The 16389-nt window shown below is 64.3% G+C and carries 17 protein-coding genes; 4 read left to right on the forward strand and 13 right to left on the reverse strand.

The features are described from left to right. Positions 1-362: 362 nt before the first annotated feature. Together MUK72_RS11765 and MUK72_RS11770 are read left to right on the forward strand one after the other, a co-directional pair. Positions 363-725 carry a DUF7718 family protein gene (locus MUK72_RS11765; protein ID WP_244700905.1) on the forward strand — a complete coding sequence of 121 codons (363 nt, stop codon included), beginning with the start codon at positions 363-365 and terminating at the stop codon, positions 723-725. Beyond that, on the forward strand, positions 698-964 hold the full coding sequence (locus tag MUK72_RS11770) for a hypothetical protein (RefSeq protein WP_244700908.1): 267 nt from the start codon (positions 698-700) through the stop codon (positions 962-964). The genes MUK72_RS11765 and MUK72_RS11770 overlap by 28 nt, the downstream gene beginning before the upstream one ends. 262 nt (positions 965-1226) lie before the next feature. Here MUK72_RS11770 and MUK72_RS11775 read toward each other — a convergent pair whose 3' ends face one another. After that, positions 1227-2270, reverse strand: coding sequence for a DUF5787 family protein (locus MUK72_RS11775; protein ID WP_244700911.1), 1044 nt, complete (start codon positions 2268-2270; stop codon positions 1227-1229). A gap of 21 nt (positions 2271-2291) precedes the next feature. Next, positions 2292-2717, reverse strand: coding sequence for a bis(5'-nucleosyl)-tetraphosphatase (locus MUK72_RS11780; protein ID WP_244700914.1), 426 nt, complete (start codon positions 2715-2717; stop codon positions 2292-2294). 98 nt (positions 2718-2815) lie between these two features. On the opposite strand from MUK72_RS11780, the gene MUK72_RS11785 reads away from it, so the two are divergent. Both MUK72_RS11785 and MUK72_RS11790 read left to right on the forward strand, forming a co-directional pair. Beyond that, positions 2816-3130 carry an uS10/mL48 family ribosomal protein gene (locus tag MUK72_RS11785; RefSeq protein ID WP_004054976.1) on the forward strand — a complete coding sequence of 105 codons (315 nt, stop codon included), beginning with the start codon at positions 2816-2818 and terminating at the stop codon, positions 3128-3130. Between the two features lie 39 nt (positions 3131-3169). Beyond that, positions 3170-4447, forward strand: a complete 1278-nt coding sequence (locus tag MUK72_RS11790) for an amidohydrolase (RefSeq protein WP_244700917.1) — start codon at positions 3170-3172, stop codon at positions 4445-4447. A gap of 38 nt (positions 4448-4485) precedes the next feature. Here the strand turns inward: MUK72_RS11790 and MUK72_RS11795 are convergent, their stop codons facing one another. From MUK72_RS11795 to MUK72_RS11845, 11 genes are all read right to left on the reverse strand, one after another. Continuing rightward, the gene (locus tag MUK72_RS11795; protein WP_244700920.1) at positions 4486-6906 is read right to left on the reverse strand and encodes a heavy metal translocating P-type ATPase; all 2421 of its coding nucleotides are present in this window, start codon (positions 6904-6906) and stop codon (positions 4486-4488) included. Further along, a complete protein-coding gene (locus MUK72_RS11800; RefSeq protein WP_244700923.1) occupies positions 6907-7752 on the reverse strand; it encodes a sulfite exporter TauE/SafE family protein in 846 nt (281 codons plus the stop codon). Positions 7753-8206: 454 nt separating this feature from the next. After that, positions 8207-10477: a CDC48 family AAA ATPase gene (locus MUK72_RS11805; RefSeq protein WP_244700926.1), complete on the reverse strand. Its 2271-nt coding sequence runs from the start codon at positions 10475-10477 to the stop codon at positions 8207-8209. Beyond that, positions 10474-10719 (reverse strand): DUF7127 family protein, encoded by a 246-nt coding sequence (locus MUK72_RS11810; RefSeq protein WP_244700929.1) that lies wholly within the window; start codon positions 10717-10719, stop codon positions 10474-10476. Before MUK72_RS11810 ends, MUK72_RS11805 begins: the two co-directional genes overlap by 4 nt. A gap of 222 nt (positions 10720-10941) precedes the next feature. After that, positions 10942-11526, reverse strand: a complete 585-nt coding sequence (locus tag MUK72_RS11815) for a DUF7110 family protein (protein WP_004054982.1) — start codon at positions 11524-11526, stop codon at positions 10942-10944. A 94-nt stretch (positions 11527-11620) separates the two neighbouring features. Beyond that, positions 11621-11965, reverse strand: a complete 345-nt coding sequence (locus tag MUK72_RS11820; protein WP_244700932.1) for a glutaredoxin family protein — start codon at positions 11963-11965, stop codon at positions 11621-11623. A 116-nt stretch (positions 11966-12081) separates the two neighbouring features. Then, positions 12082-13776: an AMP-binding protein gene (locus tag MUK72_RS11825; protein WP_244700935.1), complete on the reverse strand. Its 1695-nt coding sequence runs from the start codon at positions 13774-13776 to the stop codon at positions 12082-12084. A gap of 54 nt (positions 13777-13830) precedes the next feature. Then, the gene (locus tag MUK72_RS11830; protein WP_244700938.1) at positions 13831-14322 is read right to left on the reverse strand and encodes a SipW-dependent-type signal peptide-containing protein; all 492 of its coding nucleotides are present in this window, start codon (positions 14320-14322) and stop codon (positions 13831-13833) included. Continuing rightward, the gene (locus MUK72_RS11835; protein WP_244700941.1) at positions 14322-14987 is read right to left on the reverse strand and encodes a signal peptidase I; all 666 of its coding nucleotides are present in this window, start codon (positions 14985-14987) and stop codon (positions 14322-14324) included. The genes MUK72_RS11830 and MUK72_RS11835 overlap by 1 nt, the downstream gene beginning before the upstream one ends. A 116-nt stretch (positions 14988-15103) precedes the next feature. Continuing rightward, positions 15104-15682, reverse strand: coding sequence for a TasA family protein (locus MUK72_RS11840; RefSeq protein ID WP_244700944.1), 579 nt, complete (start codon positions 15680-15682; stop codon positions 15104-15106). Between the two features lie 7 nt (positions 15683-15689). After that, positions 15690-16253 (reverse strand): TasA family protein, encoded by a 564-nt coding sequence (locus MUK72_RS11845; protein ID WP_244700947.1) that lies wholly within the window; start codon positions 16251-16253, stop codon positions 15690-15692. Between the last annotated feature and the right edge of the window lie 136 nt (positions 16254-16389).

A 16389-nucleotide genomic window follows, 5' to 3' on the forward strand; every position in this document is an offset into this window, starting at 1 on the left:
TATCGGTCGTCAGAGAGATTCCGCTCGGGTGACTCGTCCCCTGTCCTCTGTTTACTGAAAGCAGTGTTCTATTTCAGTCCCAACGATCGCATTGTGGGACGAAATCAGCGAGCGGCCCGTTCAATTTTGCACATCGAGATCAGGGGACATGGCTGTTTGATGTACGGGATTAGATTATGAATATCTCGACGTGCAACTCCGTCTGTCAACCATTCCGTCACCGAAGTATTGACAGACCAGAATCACACCTAAATTCAGCTCTGCAAGATCGTTTGGTTCGGTAAATCGACGCCTACAACGGCTTCGACGCCCAGTCCGGAGTATGAATCTGCGGTCTGCCACTGTACCGGGAGTGGGGCTGTATGCATGAGCGGTCGTACACGGACTGGATCGAGTATCCGCACGCCCGGCTCCGATTCGACCTCGAAAAAGAACGCGGAACGCCGACGCGATTTCTCGTTCAGCTCGAATATCGCGTCGATGGCGAGTGGCGGCCGGTCGCTCACTTCGACCACAATCCGGAGGGAACCTACGGCCACGACGTGACCGAGGACGGATTGCATATGGACGTCTACCGTGACGGCGAGCAAGTGCGGACGAAACGGAATTTCCCGTCCGTGCCTTTATCCGCCGCGCCGGATTACTGTGTATCGTACTTCAAAACCAACGCTGACCCGCTGCTCCGGAGGTTCGAACAATGGCACAATCTCACGACGGATCGATAATCGACGACGACAGCCTCGAAGCGTCGTTCCACCGCGACGATCTCCCACAGGGAGAGGCACAGCTCGTCATTCGAGAAGATGACGTCACGACCGTCATTCAGGGCGACGCCGAGAAGGTCGAACGGCGGTTCAAGCAGCAGCGCGCCGCCGATCTCGACATGACTGTCGAGGAGTACGAGGCGACTATCGAGGGGTATCCGATGCCTGATCCGCTCGACGACGAACCGATCGACGGGTAGCTGAACAGAGTCGGTCCCTCACCGACTGCGCCCAAACCCTGTTTCCGAAGGGGCCGCATCACGATCTCGACTAAAATAGTACACTTTGGTTGCAGCTACGGAGAGAGGAGGGAACTATCGTGCATCGTAGGCCCCACACCAGCAGAAATCGGCTAGGTGGATTCATCATGGACCCTCCGCAGACAACACACGCTACTCTCACACACGACTTCAACGAGACAGCAACCAGTGATGTGAGAGCTCTGAAAACGGTGTAATCACGCTACTTCGCGTCCGGTCGCTGGCGCTCGCGCCGGTCGGTCAGCAAGCGTCGGATCGCCTTCCCGGGACCGCCCTCGATCGGCCAGTCACGCGAGCGCCACGCGGGCGGTTCGGGCTCGAATTTCGGACAGGAGCCTGCACACTCGGCGGCACTCTGGTGTTTCCCTTTCGCTTCACACCATGGTAGGGCAGTCCGGCCGGACTCGCGCAGTTCGAAATGCCGGCAGTCGGGGCGCATCGTGTCGACGTACGACCGCCAGCCGCGCTCGTAGGCTCGCTCGGCGATGGCGAGTCGTTTCTCGGCCTTCCAGTCCGGATCGGCGAATTCGACGGTCGCCGCGCTCTCGTCGCCGCTGGCCCGATCGGTGATCCGCGTGCCCGCTTCGTCGGCGGCGAGCGTCCGGGGATGCCACGCGACGCTCGCGGCCTCGTCGGCGTCATCCGTGTCGACAACCAGGACGCCCGCCTCGACGGGGAAGTCCTCCAGGAGAACGGGTTCGATCGAGTGCTCGGTGCTGGCGGTGGCGACCCAGACCTCGTCGCAGAGCGCGAGCGCCACGTCGCGTTCGATCTGTCCGGCGAGGGCGCGCGCGGCGCTCGCGTCGAGATCGGGTTTGTTCTCGATGGCGACGATCCGCTCGACCCAGTTCGGATAGAGCCACTTCCGCCGGAGTTCGATGCGATTGTTCTGCCGGCGAGTTTCGACGATGCCGCGGCCGGCGGCTCGATGGACCGCTTCACGGACGTATCGCCAGGGGAAGTCGGGCTCGGGAAGCGCGTCCCGATACCACGTCCACGATTCGGGGGCGTTTCTGACGACGCGGAGCAGGTCGCTATCGAGCGCACGGGTGCCGAAGTGGGCGCGCCGGGCGAGTGCCTCCCTGTCGGCTTCGATTATCACCGTGTCCCAGCGCCGGTGTTTGGTGCCGAGCTGGCGCGCGACGATCGCCGCCGTGTCGGGATCGGGCTCGCCGTCGGGCGGCCAGTTGCGCTCGGCCCAGCCACACACCCCGAGCTCGAAGACGAACTCGCTGTCGGGGCTCACATCCCGTCGGCCGCCGGCCCGTCAGTAGTCCACATCGTCGATGTAGTCGTGAGCCTCCCGGAAGATGTCGCGCGGGCCGTCCTGGGTGATCGTGTTGAGCGCCTGCTCGTAATCGCGCCACTGGTGGTCGCGATGTTCGTGGGAGAGCTCGGCGCTGGCCTCGGCGGACTCGGCGATGAACAGGTGCACCGTCTTGTGGATGGTTTCGCCGCCAGCCTGAAACACGTAGTCGTACTCGCGGCGGAACCCGTCGATGAGCCTGAAATCGCTGATCCCCGATTCCTCCGTTACCTCTCGAATCGCCGTCTGCTGGAGTTCTTCCTCGCCCTCGACGCCGCCTTTGGGGAACTCCCAGTCCCCGGGGCGGCTCTTGAGCAAGAGATACTCGCGGCGGCCTCTCGTGTCGCGAAAGAGGATAGCCCCCGCGCTCGTCGCTTCGACTGCCATTGAAGTGACTATTCGGGCAGCGTTTAATTGGTTGTTGTTTCACCGGGCGACGCGGCCAACCGGGGCCGTTTTGAGCGGTCGGGGACTCACTACCGAGTATGCCTTTCGTCACGAAGCTCGCCCTCACGAGCGGCGACCGGGGCGCGCTCGATCGCACGGTTACGGAGATCAAGGAGAGCGCCGCCCGCAAGGGCGTCGAGTTCGGCGGCCCGCACGCGAGTCAACCCCGCCAGCAACGCGCCCCGCAGTCGAAACGACTCTCGACATCCGGCGGGCGGTTCACCGACTGGACCTACACGATCTACTCGCGTACGATCGAGATCGTCGGCCACGACGAGTTCGCCCGCAGCGTCGCCGATGGTGGGTTCCCCGCCGGCGTCCACGTCGAGATCGACGTCGAACAGGTCCGCTGAGCCGTCCGGATTTAAGATTCGGGGCCCCTCAGTCGGCGTATGCAGGACGCCCGCCACGCCGACCTCGTCGAACTGCGCCGCGACCTCCACCGCCACCCCGAACCCGCGTGGCGGGAGTTCTACACCACGAGCCGCATCGTCGACGAATGCGAGCGCATCGGCGTCGACGAACTCCACGTCGGCCCGGACGCCCTCGCCGACGGCGATCGCACGGCCGTACCCGACGACGCCGAACTCCAGCAGTGGTACGATCGCGCCCGCGAGGCCGGCGCACGTGAGGACATACTCGACCGACTGGAAGGCGGTTACACCGGCGCGGTGGCAGTGCTCGAACGCGGCGAGGGTCCCACCGTCGCACTCCGGGTCGACATCGACGGCTTGCCGCGCGAGGAATCGGAAAGCGAGGAACACACACCGGTCAGGGAAGGGTTTCGCTCCGAGACGGGCGCGATGCACGCCTGCGGGCACGACGCGCACGCGACGATCGGCATCGGGGTGCTCGAAACGATCGCCGAGAGCGATGTCCAGGGCACGTTCAAGCTACTGTTCCAGCCCGGCGAGGAGATGGTCGCCGGCGGGAAGTCGATGGCCGACAGCGGCCATCTCGACGACGTGGACTATCTTTTAGCTGTGCACGTCGGCCTCGACCACCCGACGGGCGAGGTCGTTGCGGGCATCGACGACTTCCTCGCGGTCCATCACTTCCGCGCGGACTTCTCGGGCGCACCCGCCCATGCCGGCAACGAGCCGAATGCAGGCGACAACGCGGTCCAGGCGATGGCGACCGCCGTTCAAAACCTCTACGCGATCCCACGCCACGGTGATGGCCCCACGAGGGTAAATGCAGGGATGGTCGGCGGCGGCAGCGCGACGAACATCGTCCCCGAGGAGGCGTTCATCGAGGGCGAAGTCAGGGGCCAGAGCACGGAGCTGATGGAGTACACCCGCGAGCACGCCGAGCGAATCCTCGACAACGCCGCCGCGATGCACGGCTGTTCGCTCTCGCTCTCGACCGTGGGTGGCGCGCCGAGCGCCGAAAGCGACGGCGCGCTCGTCGACATCGTCCACGAGATCACTACGGGAATGGCGAGCGTCGAGACGGCGACCGAACGCGACGCGCTCGGCGGCAGCGAGGACGCGACCTATCTCATGCGCGAAGTCCAAGAGAACGGCGGGCTGGCGGCCTACGTCTGCGTCGGCACCGATCATCCAGGTGGCCATCACACTGCGACCTTCGACGTCGACGAGGAATCGATCGCCATCGGCGTCGACTCCCTCACCGACTCGATCCGCGAGATCGCCGAGCGACGACCGTAGCGCCGCGATTTCTGACGATGATCAGTGTGAGCGCCAGGTCAGTTCGACTGCGGTCGGGGCTGTACCTGCGGGCGCTCGCTGGACGGTATCGATCGTTCGGCATCGTCCAGAAGCCGACGTTTGGAGTTGTAGACGACGATGAGGCTACTGACGGCCATCATGAGGGCGGCGAGCAGCGGCGTGATGGCACCTGCGATCGCGAGCGGGATCGCCACCGCGTTGTACGCGCCCGCCCAGAGCAGGTTCTGCTTGATGCGCCCGCGCGTCGCCGTCGCCAGCGAGAACAGTTCGGGTACGGCTTCGAGGCGGTCGTCCATCACGACGGCGTCGGCCGCCTCGATGGCGATCTCGGTGCCGCTCGCGACGGCGATGCCGAGATCCGCGCTCGCGAGCGCCGGCGCGTCGTTCGTCCCGTCGCCGACCATCGTCGTCGTTCCACGCTCGCGCAGACCGCGGACGATCGCACCCTTCGACTCGGGGCGCACGCCCGAAAACACCTGGTCGACATCGGGATGGCTCGCGAAGGTGCCGGTCATCCGCTCGTCGTCACCGGTCAGCACGACGATCTCGCGATCGTCGGCCGCGAGGTCCGAGACGACATCGGCCCAGCCCTCGCGGGGCGTGTCGCGGACCGTCACGAGCCCACGTATCTCTCCATCCCACGCGATCGCGGTCGGATGGGTTCCCGACTCGTAGGCTTCGGTGACGGCCTCCTCGATTTCCTCGGGCATCGTCCACTCGTCGCCGAACGAATCGGGATGGCCGACGACCACACGGGTATCGTCGACGAATGCTGAGACGGTGCGATCGGCGCGCTCGAAGGCGGAGACAGAGCGGGTGGTCGGCGGTGCGGCCGCATCGATGGCGGCGGCGATCGGATGGCTCGACCGGCGCTCGACGGCGGCAGCCATCGCGAGCACCTCGTCGCTGTCCTCGTCGTCGCCCACGACATCCGCGAGTTCCATCTCTCCTGTGGTGAGCGTGCCAGTTTTGTCGAAGACGACGATATCCGAGTCGTCGACGCGTTCGAGCACGGTCTCGTTGAGCACGAGCACGCGATCGTCGGCGGCGTCGCGGGTGGCCGCCGCGAGCGCGAGCGGCGTGGCGATACCGAGCGAGCACGGACAGGAGATCACAAGTACTGAAACGCCGGCCAGCATGGCCGTGCTCACGTCGTTGCCGAGCGCGAGCCAGCCGACGGCCGTGAGCGCGGCGATCGAGACCACGAGCGGGACGAACACGACCGCGAAACGGTTGACGAGGCGCTGAACACCGGAGTCCGAACTCTTGACGCTCCAGAGCAGCTCGACGAGCCGGTCGATCGTGCTCGTGGCGTCCGGGCCGACTTCGACGACGATCGCGCTGTCGGTGAGTACCGATCCGCCCAGCACGTCGTCGCCGTCGGATTTGCGCTGTGGGACCGACTCGCCGGTGACGAGCGCCTCGTCGATGGCTGCAGTTCCTTCGACGATGGTTCCGTCGACCGGGATGCGCTCGCCGGGTTTGACGAGCAGGTGATCGCCCGGCTCGCAGGCGTCGATGTCGATCGTCTCGGTGGTGTCGCCGACCATCCGGCGTGCCTCGCTCGCGCGCGAATCGGTGAGTTCGGTCCGATTGCCGAGTGCAGCACGCTTGACGCGTGATTCGATGTGGTTACCGATCGTGACGACGACGAGCACCATCACCGCGACATCGAAGTACGGGTCGCGCCCGCCGGCGAGCAAGGTCACCATCGAGTAGCCGTAGGCCGCGAGCACGGCGATGGCGATGAGCACGTCCATATTTGGCCGGCCAACGCGCAGGCTCACGTAGGCCCCGCGGAAGATCGGATAGCCGAGTCCGATGAGGATCAGCGTGCTCCAGACCGCGAGCGGGCCGAACACCATCGTCTCAATCGTCGGGCCGTAGAGGAAGGTCTCGGGATAGATGCCGAGATAGACGGGATAGATGAACAGGATGTAGGGGACCAACACGGGCATCATCACCACTGCGGCGAGAATGGCCCGATATTTTCCGAACTCGACGCGCGAGCGCAGCGAGTCGTCCTCCTCGTCGGGCCCGCTCGCACGATAGCCGAGCCGACTCACTGCCTCGGCGAGCGCGTCACGATCGGTTTCGTCGGGATCGTAGACGATCCGGAGCATCTCGGTCGCGTAGCTCGCGCGCGCCTCGTGGACGCCCGACTCCTCCTCGGCGAGCAGTTCGATGAACCCCTCACAGGTCTGGCAGTGCATCCCGTCGACCGAGAGATAGGCCGTCTCGGCACCGTCGGGAACCGAGAGTTCGGGATCTTCGTCGGTGGCGCGCTCGCGGATGGCCGTGATCGAGAGTTCGGTCTCCTCGTCTTCGTCGACGAGACGGGCGACTTCGAGGCAGCCACGACAGCAAAAGTCGCCGTCGACGTCCGGATCGGTGATCGGTTCCTCGACGGAGAGTTCACAGAGCGTACACGCCGCCATTCAGGCGCTCCCACCCGGTCCGAGCGGCTGGTAATAGGGGATCTCCGGCAGCGGGAGGGTGATGCCGAAACGCATGAAACCCATCGCCAGCAGTACGTAACCGAGCCCGATAAACAGTACGCCGAGCCCGTAGTGGACGACCTGTCGCTGGCGCGCGCTCACCGACTGGATGACCGTCCCGTAGAGAAAGACGCTCGGGATCGTCCCGAGACCGAGCGCGCCGAGCGCGAGGAGTCCGTGAAGGGGCGAGCCCTGTGCGAACGCGTAGAGGAAGGCGGGATAGAGCAGCATGCACGGGAGGAGGCCGTGGAGCGCGCCCAGACCCATGATCCCGACGCCGTTGACCCAGTGGTCGATGCGCGTCGAGATGGCCGTGTAGCTCCGGGCGAACAGCGAGCCGATCCCCGTGCCGGCGACGATCCCCTCGACCGTGCCCTGTTGATAGCCCGCCACCCGAGTGACACCCATCACGACGATCGCACCACCCATCACGATACCGATCGCGCCCTGAATCGGGCCGAGAACGCCCGCGAGTTCTACCGTGCCGTAGAGAAGCGCGCCGGCGAGTCCGAAGATCCCGCCGATGAGCGCGTAGCTGATCGTGCGCCCGAGGTTGAACAGTGCGTGCTGGCGCACCTCATAGAGCGTGAGCGCGCCCGACCAGCGGTCGTCGGTCTCCATGCGCTCGGCGTAGGTCGCGACCAACGGTCCGCACATTCCGATACAGTGTGCGCCGCCGAACAGTCCAATCAAGAAGAACACCGCCAGCCCGTAACCGCCCGTCGCAGTTCCCGAGAGCTGACCGGAAATCCCCGTCCAGACGGCTGCGAGCGGGCTGGCAACCATTGCAGTCGCTACGGTACGGTCGACGTAATGGGTTCTGGTTCGATGCTCGAACCGCAACCGTGAACGTGGGTTTCTCGGCTCCGGCCCACCCGGCGGCGGCCGCGGTGCGGTGGCGGTGCCTGGCGGATGAAGGGCGAGCGACCGAACAAAGTGAGGGAGCGAGGGCTTCGACAGTGCTGTGCGGTCCGTGGAGAACGAAGTATCCGCGCGAACGTAGCGAGGCCCGACCGAAGGGAGAGCCTCGAAAGCGAACGGCGAACACAGTGAGCCGTGAGCAGTGAGCGCGGTTCACCGCTCGCGCGGTTTGCGAGCGGGAGTTTTTAGTCCAGGTTTTTGCGACCAGCGAGGGACCGAAGGTCCCTCGTGCCGTGCGAACGGGTGCTTCGCGCCCGTGAGCAGAGAGTGGTGCGCGAGCGCAGCGAGCGCACCCGAGGAGTAAAAAGGTGGAGGTTGCCTACTGGAAGGTGCGACCGACCTCGCGCTCCTCGGTGGCGGGTTCGCCGCTGTCGAAGCGGTCCTCGATCTCCTCGTAGCGCTCCTTGGTCTCGGCGGTGACGCTCGGGGTGACGTCGTCGAGCGCCTGATCGAAGTGCTCGTCCTCGATGCGGACGTTGCCGACGCTGCCGTCGAGATCCTCGGGATCCACAGTCTGGATGAGCTCGCGGGTCGCGGCCATCGCGGCCTCGCGGGTGACGGCTTCGATATCCGCGCCGACGTAGCCCTCCGTCCGCCGGGCGAGGTCGGCGAGATCCACGTCGTCGGCGAGCGGTTTGTCGCGCGTGTGGACCTCGAAGATCGCCTCGCGGGCGTCCTCGTCGGGCACCGGAACGTGGACGTGTCTGTCGAGCCGACCCGGGCGCAGGAGTGCGCTGTCGATGAGGTCGGGTCTGTTGGAGGTGGCGATCACCACGACGTCCTCCAGCTCTTCGAGCCCGTCGAGCTCCGTGAGGAGCTGGGAGACGACGCGTTCGCCCACACCGGAGTCGCCCATGTTGCGGCCGCGCTCGCCGGCGATCGCGTCGATCTCGTCGAAGAAGATCACCGTGGGAGCGTTCTCGCGTGCCTTGGAGAACACTTCACGGACGCCCTTCTCCGACTCGCCGACGAACTTGTTGAGCAGCTCGGGCCCCTTGATCGAGATGAAGTTCGACTGGGCCTCGTTGGCGATGGCCTTCGCCAGGAGGGTTTTCCCGGTGCCCGGCGGGCCGTACATCATCACGCCCTTGGCGGCGTTCATGTCCATCGCCTCGAACACCTCGGGGTAGTCGAGCGGCCACTGGACGGTTTCGCGGAGGCGCTCTTTGGTGTCGTCGAGACCGCCGACGCTCTCCCACGTCACATCAGGGACTTCGACGAAGACCTCGCGGAGCGCGCTCGGCTCGATGCCCTTGAGTGCGCTCTTGAGGTCGTCGCGAGTGACCTGCAGCGATTCGAGCACTTCGGCGTCGATCTCCTCCTCGTCGAGATCGAGCTCGGGCCGGATCCGGCGCAGTGCGTTCATCGCCGACTCCTTGGCGAGGCTTTCGATGTCCGAGCCGACGAACCCGTGGGTACTCTCGGCGTAGGTGTCGAGATCGATACCGTCGGCCAGCGGCATCCCGCGCGTGTGAACCTGCAGGATCTCCTTGCGCCCTTCCTTGTCGGGCACGCCGATCTCGATCTCGCGGTCGAAGCGGCCGCCACGGCGCAGCGCAGGATCGATCGCGTCGACACGGTTGGTCGCGGCGATCACCGTCACCTGGCCGCGCTCTTCGAGCCCGTCCATCAGGCTGAGGAGCTGTGCGACGACGCGGCGCTCGACGTCGCCGGAGGTCTCGTCGCGTTTGGGCGCGATCGAGTCGATCTCGTCGATGAAGACGATCGCCGGCTCGTTCTCCTCGGCGTTGTCGAACATCTCGCGGAGCTGTTCCTCGCTTTCACCGTAGTATTTCGACATGATCTCGGGCCCCGAGATCGTCTCGAAGTGGGCGTCGATCTCGTTGGCGACCGCCTTGGCGATGAGCGTCTTGCCGGTGCCGGGCGGGCCGTGGAGCAGCACGCCCTTCGGCGGTTCGATGCCCAACTGCTGGAACAGCTCGGGGTGGCGCATCGGCAGCTCGATCATCTCGCGGACCTGTTCGAGCTCGCGGTCCAGTCCGCCGATGTCCTCGTAGGTCACCGAGGGGGTGGTGGCGCTGTCGCCGCCATCGCCAGCGTCGGAGACGATCTCCTCGGCTGGTTTCTCGCTGATCTCGATGTCGGTGTTCTCGGCGACGATCACCGTGCCGTCGGGGTTCGTTTCGGCGATCCTGAGGGGGATGCGCTGGCCCGAACCACCAGAGAACGGCCCGAAGCCGAGCGAGAACGGGATCGTCTGACCCTGCGTGAGGGCCTGTCCCGAGAGCTTGTCCTGGACGTAGGGGCCGATGTTCCCTCGGATGCGGAGGTTCTGAGGCAGCGCCACCGTGACCGACTGAGCGGGCTTGACCTCGGCCTTCTCGACACTCACGCGGTCGTCGATACCGACCTGAGCCTCGCTACGGAGCTGGCCGTCGATGCGGATCACGCCCTGTCCCTGGTCGTCAGGGTAGCCGGGCCAGACGCGTGCGATGGCGCGGCCCTCGCTGCCCTCGATCAGGATGTAGTCGCCGTTTTCGAGGTCGAGTTCGTCCATCGCCGCGCGGTCGACCGCCGCCAGTCCACGCCCGGCGTCCTTCTGTTTGAGCGGTTTGATCGTGAGGTTCATTGCGTCACCTCGACGGTAAGCACGCCGTTGTTGATGGTTGCTTCGGCCGTTCCCGACTCCGGGATCTCGAAGTCGGCCTGTTCGTCGCCGCTGACGACCATCACGGTGCCGTCGACGACGTCGACCGTCGCCTCGTCGGCGTCGGAGCCGATGTCGGCCGCGTAGACGACCGACGCGTCGTACTCGTACCGGCTCAACGCATCGCCGTCTCGGTCGTCGAACTGCTGGAGAGTTGGTGTCATCCTAACGCTGAGTTAGGGCTACTACTATATAAGTGTTTCTCGAAGTCGGCACCCCCGTACCGAGAAGGGAGACTGAACGATGGGGTTGCGGTTCAGGGTCGTTTGGGGTTCGGAACGAAAGAGGATATCGGTAGGTGGGATCCTGAAGTGGATCGGTCAGTAGAGAAGTGGCCTCGGTCGTTTTCCTACTGCGGAGCCGCGATACTGTCTCGCAGCCGGTCGCTACGAGATGAACTCGTTGTTGCGCCAGTCGACACCCTTGCTCGCGGCCGGCCCCTCGGTGGGGTCCTCGACGACTTCGAGGGAGGCCGGTCGTTCCTCGCCGTCGACGATGCGGGTGGCGGTGAGATCGCCTTCGCAGGCGGTGATCGCCGTCAGGGTGCCCTTCTCGGCGATCCGGGCGATGTCCCGAAGCACCTCGAACATGGCGTACTGGACGGCGGTGTTCTGGAGGACGGTCTCCCGATCGCCCTTGAAACAGGCGTATTCGACGAGTTCGGAGGGCGGCATCTCGTCTTCCTCGCCGGGACCGCCGCCCCAGCGCGGGCCGCCGGCGGGCGGTTTCTGTTCCTCTGGTGGTTCCTCGTAGACCCGGTTTTCGGACACGCTGGCTTTCAGCTGGGCCGTCGGCGTGTATTTACTGAGTGAGTCGTCCTCGGCGACGGCGCTGACGATGAGCGTGTTGTTCCGACGGGTGAGATCGATCGACTCGAGTTCGTCGGGGAGGGGTGGATCGTCCAGAAACTCGTGCAGGTCTTCGAGGGGCAGTTCGAGCGTCGAGTGGAGTTTGAATACACAGTCCTTCATGGTATCACCGGCAGTCGGGCGTGCTGCCGACGCTGCCCGTTCGTCGGTATATCGGTGGTCCGGACGTATATTCCCTGTCTTTCGTCCATCGCCATCACTCGCCGGCCAGCGCCGGTTCGAGATCGTCCTGCTCGTCGAGTTCGGCCAGCACGTCGCTGCCACCGATGAACTCGCCGTCGACGTAGGTCTGGGGCGTCGTCGTCCAGCCGCTGTGGGCTTCGAGCGCCGTTCGATACTCGTCGATCGATTCGAGCACGTCCACCGTCTCGAACTCGTCGCGATACTGGGAGATCAGCCCGAGCGCGCGATCGGAGTAGCCACACTGGGGCATCAGCTCGTTGCCCTTCATGAACAACACCACCTCGTTCTCGTCGATCGCCGCATCGACGCGCTCGGTGACGGTCTCCTGCTCCAGTCCGCTGTCGGGTTGGAACGACATGCGCTGTTTAGGGACCATTCAGTCAAATGCATTGTGCCACCGATGTTCCCCCATCCTTCCCCATTCACCCCCCATCTATTGATATCTCTGGCAGTCGGGTCAGGGAATCTGTCGGGTTACTCGGCGGCCTCGGTCGCCGGATCGGTGCGCTCGCGCAACGCCTTCTTGTCGGTCTTGCCGATATCCGTCAGCGGAACCTGCTCGACGATTTCGACCGCGGCGGGGACGGCATGCTTTGCGACACGACCCTGCAGAAAGTCGACGATCTCGTCTTCGGTGAGATCACCGTCGTAGTCGGGATCGGGCTCGATATAGACCTTCACGCGCTCACTACCCGGACGCTCCGGATCGGGAACCCCGACCGTCGCCGGACGCTTGACGCCCGGATGGCCGAACAGCTCCTCGTCGACCTCCTCGGAGTAGACCTTCAGTCCGGAGACGTTGATCATGTCCTTCACGCGATCGACGACGTAGAACCGGCCGCTCTCGTCGATCTTGGCCACGTCGCCGGTGCTCACGAACCCCTCGTCGTCGAAGGGCTGTTTGTCGGCATCGAGATAGCCTTGCATGCGCTGTGGACCGTTGAGATACAGCTCGCCCTCGCGCTCGTCATCGATGGCCTCGTCGAGCGGGATCGGTTCGCCGGAGTCAACGTCGACGAGCTTGACCTCGGTGTCGGGCACCGGCACGCCGATCGTCGGCTGGTCGAACCCGCCATCGTCGGAGCTACCGCCGGTCATCATGTCGAGCAAGCCACGCGTGTTAAAATGTGTGATCGGCGACATTTCGGAGAGACCGTAGCCCTGTGAAACGCCCGTGCTCTGCTCGGCGAAGGCGTCCTTCGTCTCGCTCGCGAGCGGTGCCGATCCAGAGATGCCGATGATATCCTGGCCCAGCTCCTCGTCGACGATCTCCATGAACTGGGTGGGCACCCCCATCATGATCACCGGGTCGTGCGTCTCGATGAGATCGCGCATCGTCCCCGTATCGCGCGCATCGGGAACCGTGAGCACGTCGAGTCCGAGTTCGATCAGCGAGTGCAGTACCGAGTAGCCGTAGGCGTGATAGAGCGGCAGCGCCATCAGCGCCGTCTCGCCGCCGCGCATCAGCTGTGCCATCCGACTCATGTTCGCCGTCGCCTGCAGCGCGTTCGCGGTGACGTTGCGATGGGTGAGCAGACAACCTTTCGGCCGGCCGGTGGTGCCGCCGGTAAAGAGCAGCGTGTGAACGTCCTCCTCGGGATCGAAGTCGATTTCGGGCGGCGCGTCGTCGGTATCTTCGATCACGTTGGGCAGCCACTCGGCATCAGCGACGTCGTCGTGATCGCTCGGCGGATCGTCGGAGTAGTCGGCGATATCGGTAAGGATCAGATGCTCGATGGCGAGGTCGTCACGGAGCGAACACAGCAGCTCGCGGTGGTCGTCCTGCCCGATGAGCACTTCCGGATCGCCCTGTTCGAGACGATAGCGCAGGTCGTCGTCGGCGTCGAGAACGTCGTTCGGGATGTGGACGCCGCCGGCCCGCGAGATCGCGTAGTCGGCCAACACGAACTGGATCGAGGTCGGCAGGATGGTCGCCACGCGATCACCCTTCCCGACGCCGTGATCCGCGAGCGCGCTCGCCAACCTGTCGACCATCTCGGCGAGCTCAGGGAATGTGACTTTCTCGCCGCGCTGGACCAGCCCCTGCTCGGGATGGGCGTCGGCGCTCTCGTACAGAAACGAGTGTGCTGGTTCGTCGGGATACGGTGCGAGGGTCTCTGGGATGCCGAACTGTTCGTACTCGTCGAACCACGGCGCGGAGTCAGACATAGTTCGTGACGTCTCCCCGTATGTCTAAACCCGTCTGCGGCTATGCCCGGTGATTCAAGTCGCCGTCCCGTTCGTCGTTGTCGTCGAAGACGATGTGGAATCATTCTCCGTGGCCGTCGATGTGTCGCTCTGGGCAACCATTTGAGTCGACGTATCGGTTGCTGTCTCCGCCGTCGTGGTCGGTTCTTCGGTTCCGGTCGTCTCCTCGATTGTCTCGGTCGCTGTCGAAGTGGTCGAGTCAGTCGTCAGTTCCGCCTCGGTGGTCGACTCGACAGTCGTGCCAGTGGGTGTCGCCGTCGATGTCGCGGTCGAGTCGTTCGCATCGGGTTCGGTTGATGTGGTTTCGTCGGATTGCACACCGAGGCTTCCGGTCGATTGATTCTCGGTTGTGGCAGTACCCGCTGGAGTCGTGGTCCACGTTCCAGCCCCGACCGAGACTTCCGCCGTCTCCGTGTCGCTGAATTCGGCGTACGTGGCCCCACCGGCAAAGCCCGCGACGGCGAGGAACACCACCGCGACGATCGCTGTGAGTCGTGTCGTTTGCATCAGTCGTCCTCCGCATCGTTCCCGCCAGTTGGTTCGTCGCCCGTGGCCGTCTCGTCAGGGATCGATCCACCGTCGGGTTCAGCGTCCGCATCGGGTTCGGTCGGTCCATCGCTCGCGTCGCGACCGGTCCGTGCCGCGCGTGCGAGATCGTAGAGTTCGCCGAGAACGAGCAGTCCGAGCGGGAGCGCGACCAGCGCGAGAAATCCCATTTGGGTGCCCGCGAACGCGATGACGTGCCCGATGTACGGTATCGTGAACGCCACGCGGCCGACGAGCGCAGCAGCCGGAACGAGCTTCCGGTCGGCCTCCTCGTTCGCGTCGCCCTTCGTCTCGAACTGTAGTCCGTCCTCGTTCTGGACGACGTTCACGACACGATGGGTGACGAGGTTTGCCCCGGCCTGTCCCTGCCGTATCTCGGCCGTCTTTCCCTGTCGGAAGGTGATGATGTCGCCCTCGCTGACCGCTGCGGCTGAAATCCCGTTCACGATGACCGCATCGCCAGCGCTGATCGTCGGACTCATGCTGGAGGAAAGGACGGCGTAGCTGTGTTCCGCGCCGACGACCTGCGGAACGATGAAGACGGCGAACGGGACGAGAACGGCGATCAACACCACTATCCCCACCACTTCGAGCGTTCTGCGTCGGTTCGGTGTATATTGGTTCATTGTATGAAAAACGGGCAGTCAGATGTCCTGACTACTGGTCTGGTGGAGTGCGAACGTGATCGTCACCGTCAGTTCGTCTCCTTGGTAGTCGTTGTTCGCCGGATCGTCGGCAAACTTCAGCCCAAAAACAGCGATTCGGTACCGCCGTTTGCTGACGGTGGCGGCGTCAGGCCGTCGAGCACGCTATCGTTCGCGCCAGCAGTCAGGTCGGCGATATCCTTCCGACCGTTCCCGTTGGCGTCGGAAATGCTTGGGAAGATGTTCGTGCCGTCGTACGTCAGTTGTGTCACTTCGAACTGTTTCGCCATCCCGTCCGCAGAGTTGGAGAGCGTATCAGCCTCGTTGTTCCCGTTCGGGCTGTCCGCTTCGTTCTCGTCGTACGAAAACGCCAGTTCGACGTGATTGGCGTCGAGCGACCCCGCGTTTTCGAGGGTAATATCCCCATAGAGGGTATCGCCCGGTTTCGCGTTCGACAGCGTGAACTCTCCAGAGACACCGTCAGCCTCGGTCTCGTCCGAGTCGCTGAGTACGAGATCAAGCGTACCCGCCTGCACGGAGTTGTCCGTACTCGACTCCTCGTCACGGAACGTCGCCCACGTACTCACCCCTCCCAGAGCGCTCGCAACCCCAATGGTGGTCACTCCACCGAGGAGCTTGCGGCGCGTCAGTCGGAGTTCGTCGCTCTCGTCGCTCATGGGCCGCCTACTCCAGATAGACGATTACGTCGAAGGTGACCTCATCTCCCTGTGCAGCGTTCGGCGCGTCGTTGACATCGTACCCGACGTACATTGTCCTTGTGTCGCCGGATGGGAGGTCGATATTGCCCTGCTTTTTACCGGCGACGCTGTTGATGTTGCCGTCCAGCACCTTACTCTGGCCGAACCTGACACTGACATTCAGGTGATTATCGAGTTCGCCGCCGTTGTCCGTACTCGTGTCGGTTTCCGGTTCAGAGTCTTGGCCCTCACTACTATTGACGTTTGCCACCTTGGCGGAGAGTGCCCCGCGGAGCGAACCGGCGTTGTTTACCTTGGTAGTGACCTCTTGGGGGCCAGCGTCTGCCCCGACTGCACTGACACTGAGAGTATTCTCCTGATTGAGTTCTAGATCAAGCGTACCCGCTTGCACGCTGTTACCGCTACTCGTTTCCTGATCACTGAACGCGGCCCATGTGCCCGCGCCCACTGCGCCGGCTGCGCCTACCGTTGCCATGCCGCCGAGCACCCGTCGCCGAGTCAGCGGTGATTTGTCGTTGTCGTCTGCCATTGTCTTGGATCTCCGTGTTCCGTTCCCCATCAGCGGGGACCATCGTCCGCCGTCGCCGCACGCCCCGCGAACACCGACATCGATGCAGCGTGGCGCGCTACCCGAGACCATGAACCATACCCCCATTGTATCACGC

Source organism: Halococcus dombrowskii, assembly GCF_022870485.1.
Taxonomy (GTDB): domain Archaea; phylum Halobacteriota; class Halobacteria; order Halobacteriales; family Halococcaceae; genus Halococcus; species Halococcus morrhuae.

Bases quoted from the DNA above. Each gene is read 5' to 3' on its own strand.
- MUK72_RS11805 (WP_244700926.1), bottom strand. From the start codon at position 10,477: ATGAACCTCACGATCAAACCGCTCAAACAGAAGGACGCCGGGCGTGGA.
- MUK72_RS11840 (WP_244700944.1), bottom strand. From the start codon at position 15,682: ATGAGCGACGAGAGCGACGAACTCCGACTGACGCGCCGCAAGCTCCTC.
- MUK72_RS11830 (WP_244700938.1), bottom strand. From the start codon at position 14,322: ATGCAAACGACACGACTCACAGCGATCGTCGCGGTGGTGTTCCTCGCC.
- MUK72_RS11795 (WP_244700920.1), bottom strand. From the start codon at position 6,906: ATGGCGGCGTGTACGCTCTGTGAACTCTCCGTCGAGGAACCGATCACC.
- MUK72_RS11780 (WP_244700914.1), bottom strand. From the start codon at position 2,717: ATGGCAGTCGAAGCGACGAGCGCGGGGGCTATCCTCTTTCGCGACACG.
- MUK72_RS11815 (WP_004054982.1), bottom strand. From the start codon at position 11,526: ATGAAGGACTGTGTATTCAAACTCCACTCGACGCTCGAACTGCCCCTC.
- MUK72_RS11770 (WP_244700908.1), top strand. From the start codon at position 698: ATGGCACAATCTCACGACGGATCGATAATCGACGACGACAGCCTCGAA.
- MUK72_RS11845 (WP_244700947.1), bottom strand. From the start codon at position 16,253: ATGGCAGACGACAACGACAAATCACCGCTGACTCGGCGACGGGTGCTC.
- MUK72_RS11790 (WP_244700917.1), top strand. From the start codon at position 3,170: ATGCAGGACGCCCGCCACGCCGACCTCGTCGAACTGCGCCGCGACCTC.
- MUK72_RS11765 (WP_244700905.1), top strand. From the start codon at position 363: ATGCATGAGCGGTCGTACACGGACTGGATCGAGTATCCGCACGCCCGG.
- MUK72_RS11820 (WP_244700932.1), bottom strand. From the start codon at position 11,965: ATGTCGTTCCAACCCGACAGCGGACTGGAGCAGGAGACCGTCACCGAG.
- MUK72_RS11810 (WP_244700929.1), bottom strand. From the start codon at position 10,719: ATGACACCAACTCTCCAGCAGTTCGACGACCGAGACGGCGATGCGTTG.
- MUK72_RS11785 (WP_004054976.1), top strand. From the start codon at position 2,816: ATGCCTTTCGTCACGAAGCTCGCCCTCACGAGCGGCGACCGGGGCGCG.
- MUK72_RS11835 (WP_244700941.1), bottom strand. From the start codon at position 14,987: ATGAACCAATATACACCGAACCGACGCAGAACGCTCGAAGTGGTGGGG.
- MUK72_RS11825 (WP_244700935.1), bottom strand. From the start codon at position 13,776: ATGTCTGACTCCGCGCCGTGGTTCGACGAGTACGAACAGTTCGGCATC.
- MUK72_RS11800 (WP_244700923.1), bottom strand. From the start codon at position 7,752: ATGGTTGCCAGCCCGCTCGCAGCCGTCTGGACGGGGATTTCCGGTCAG.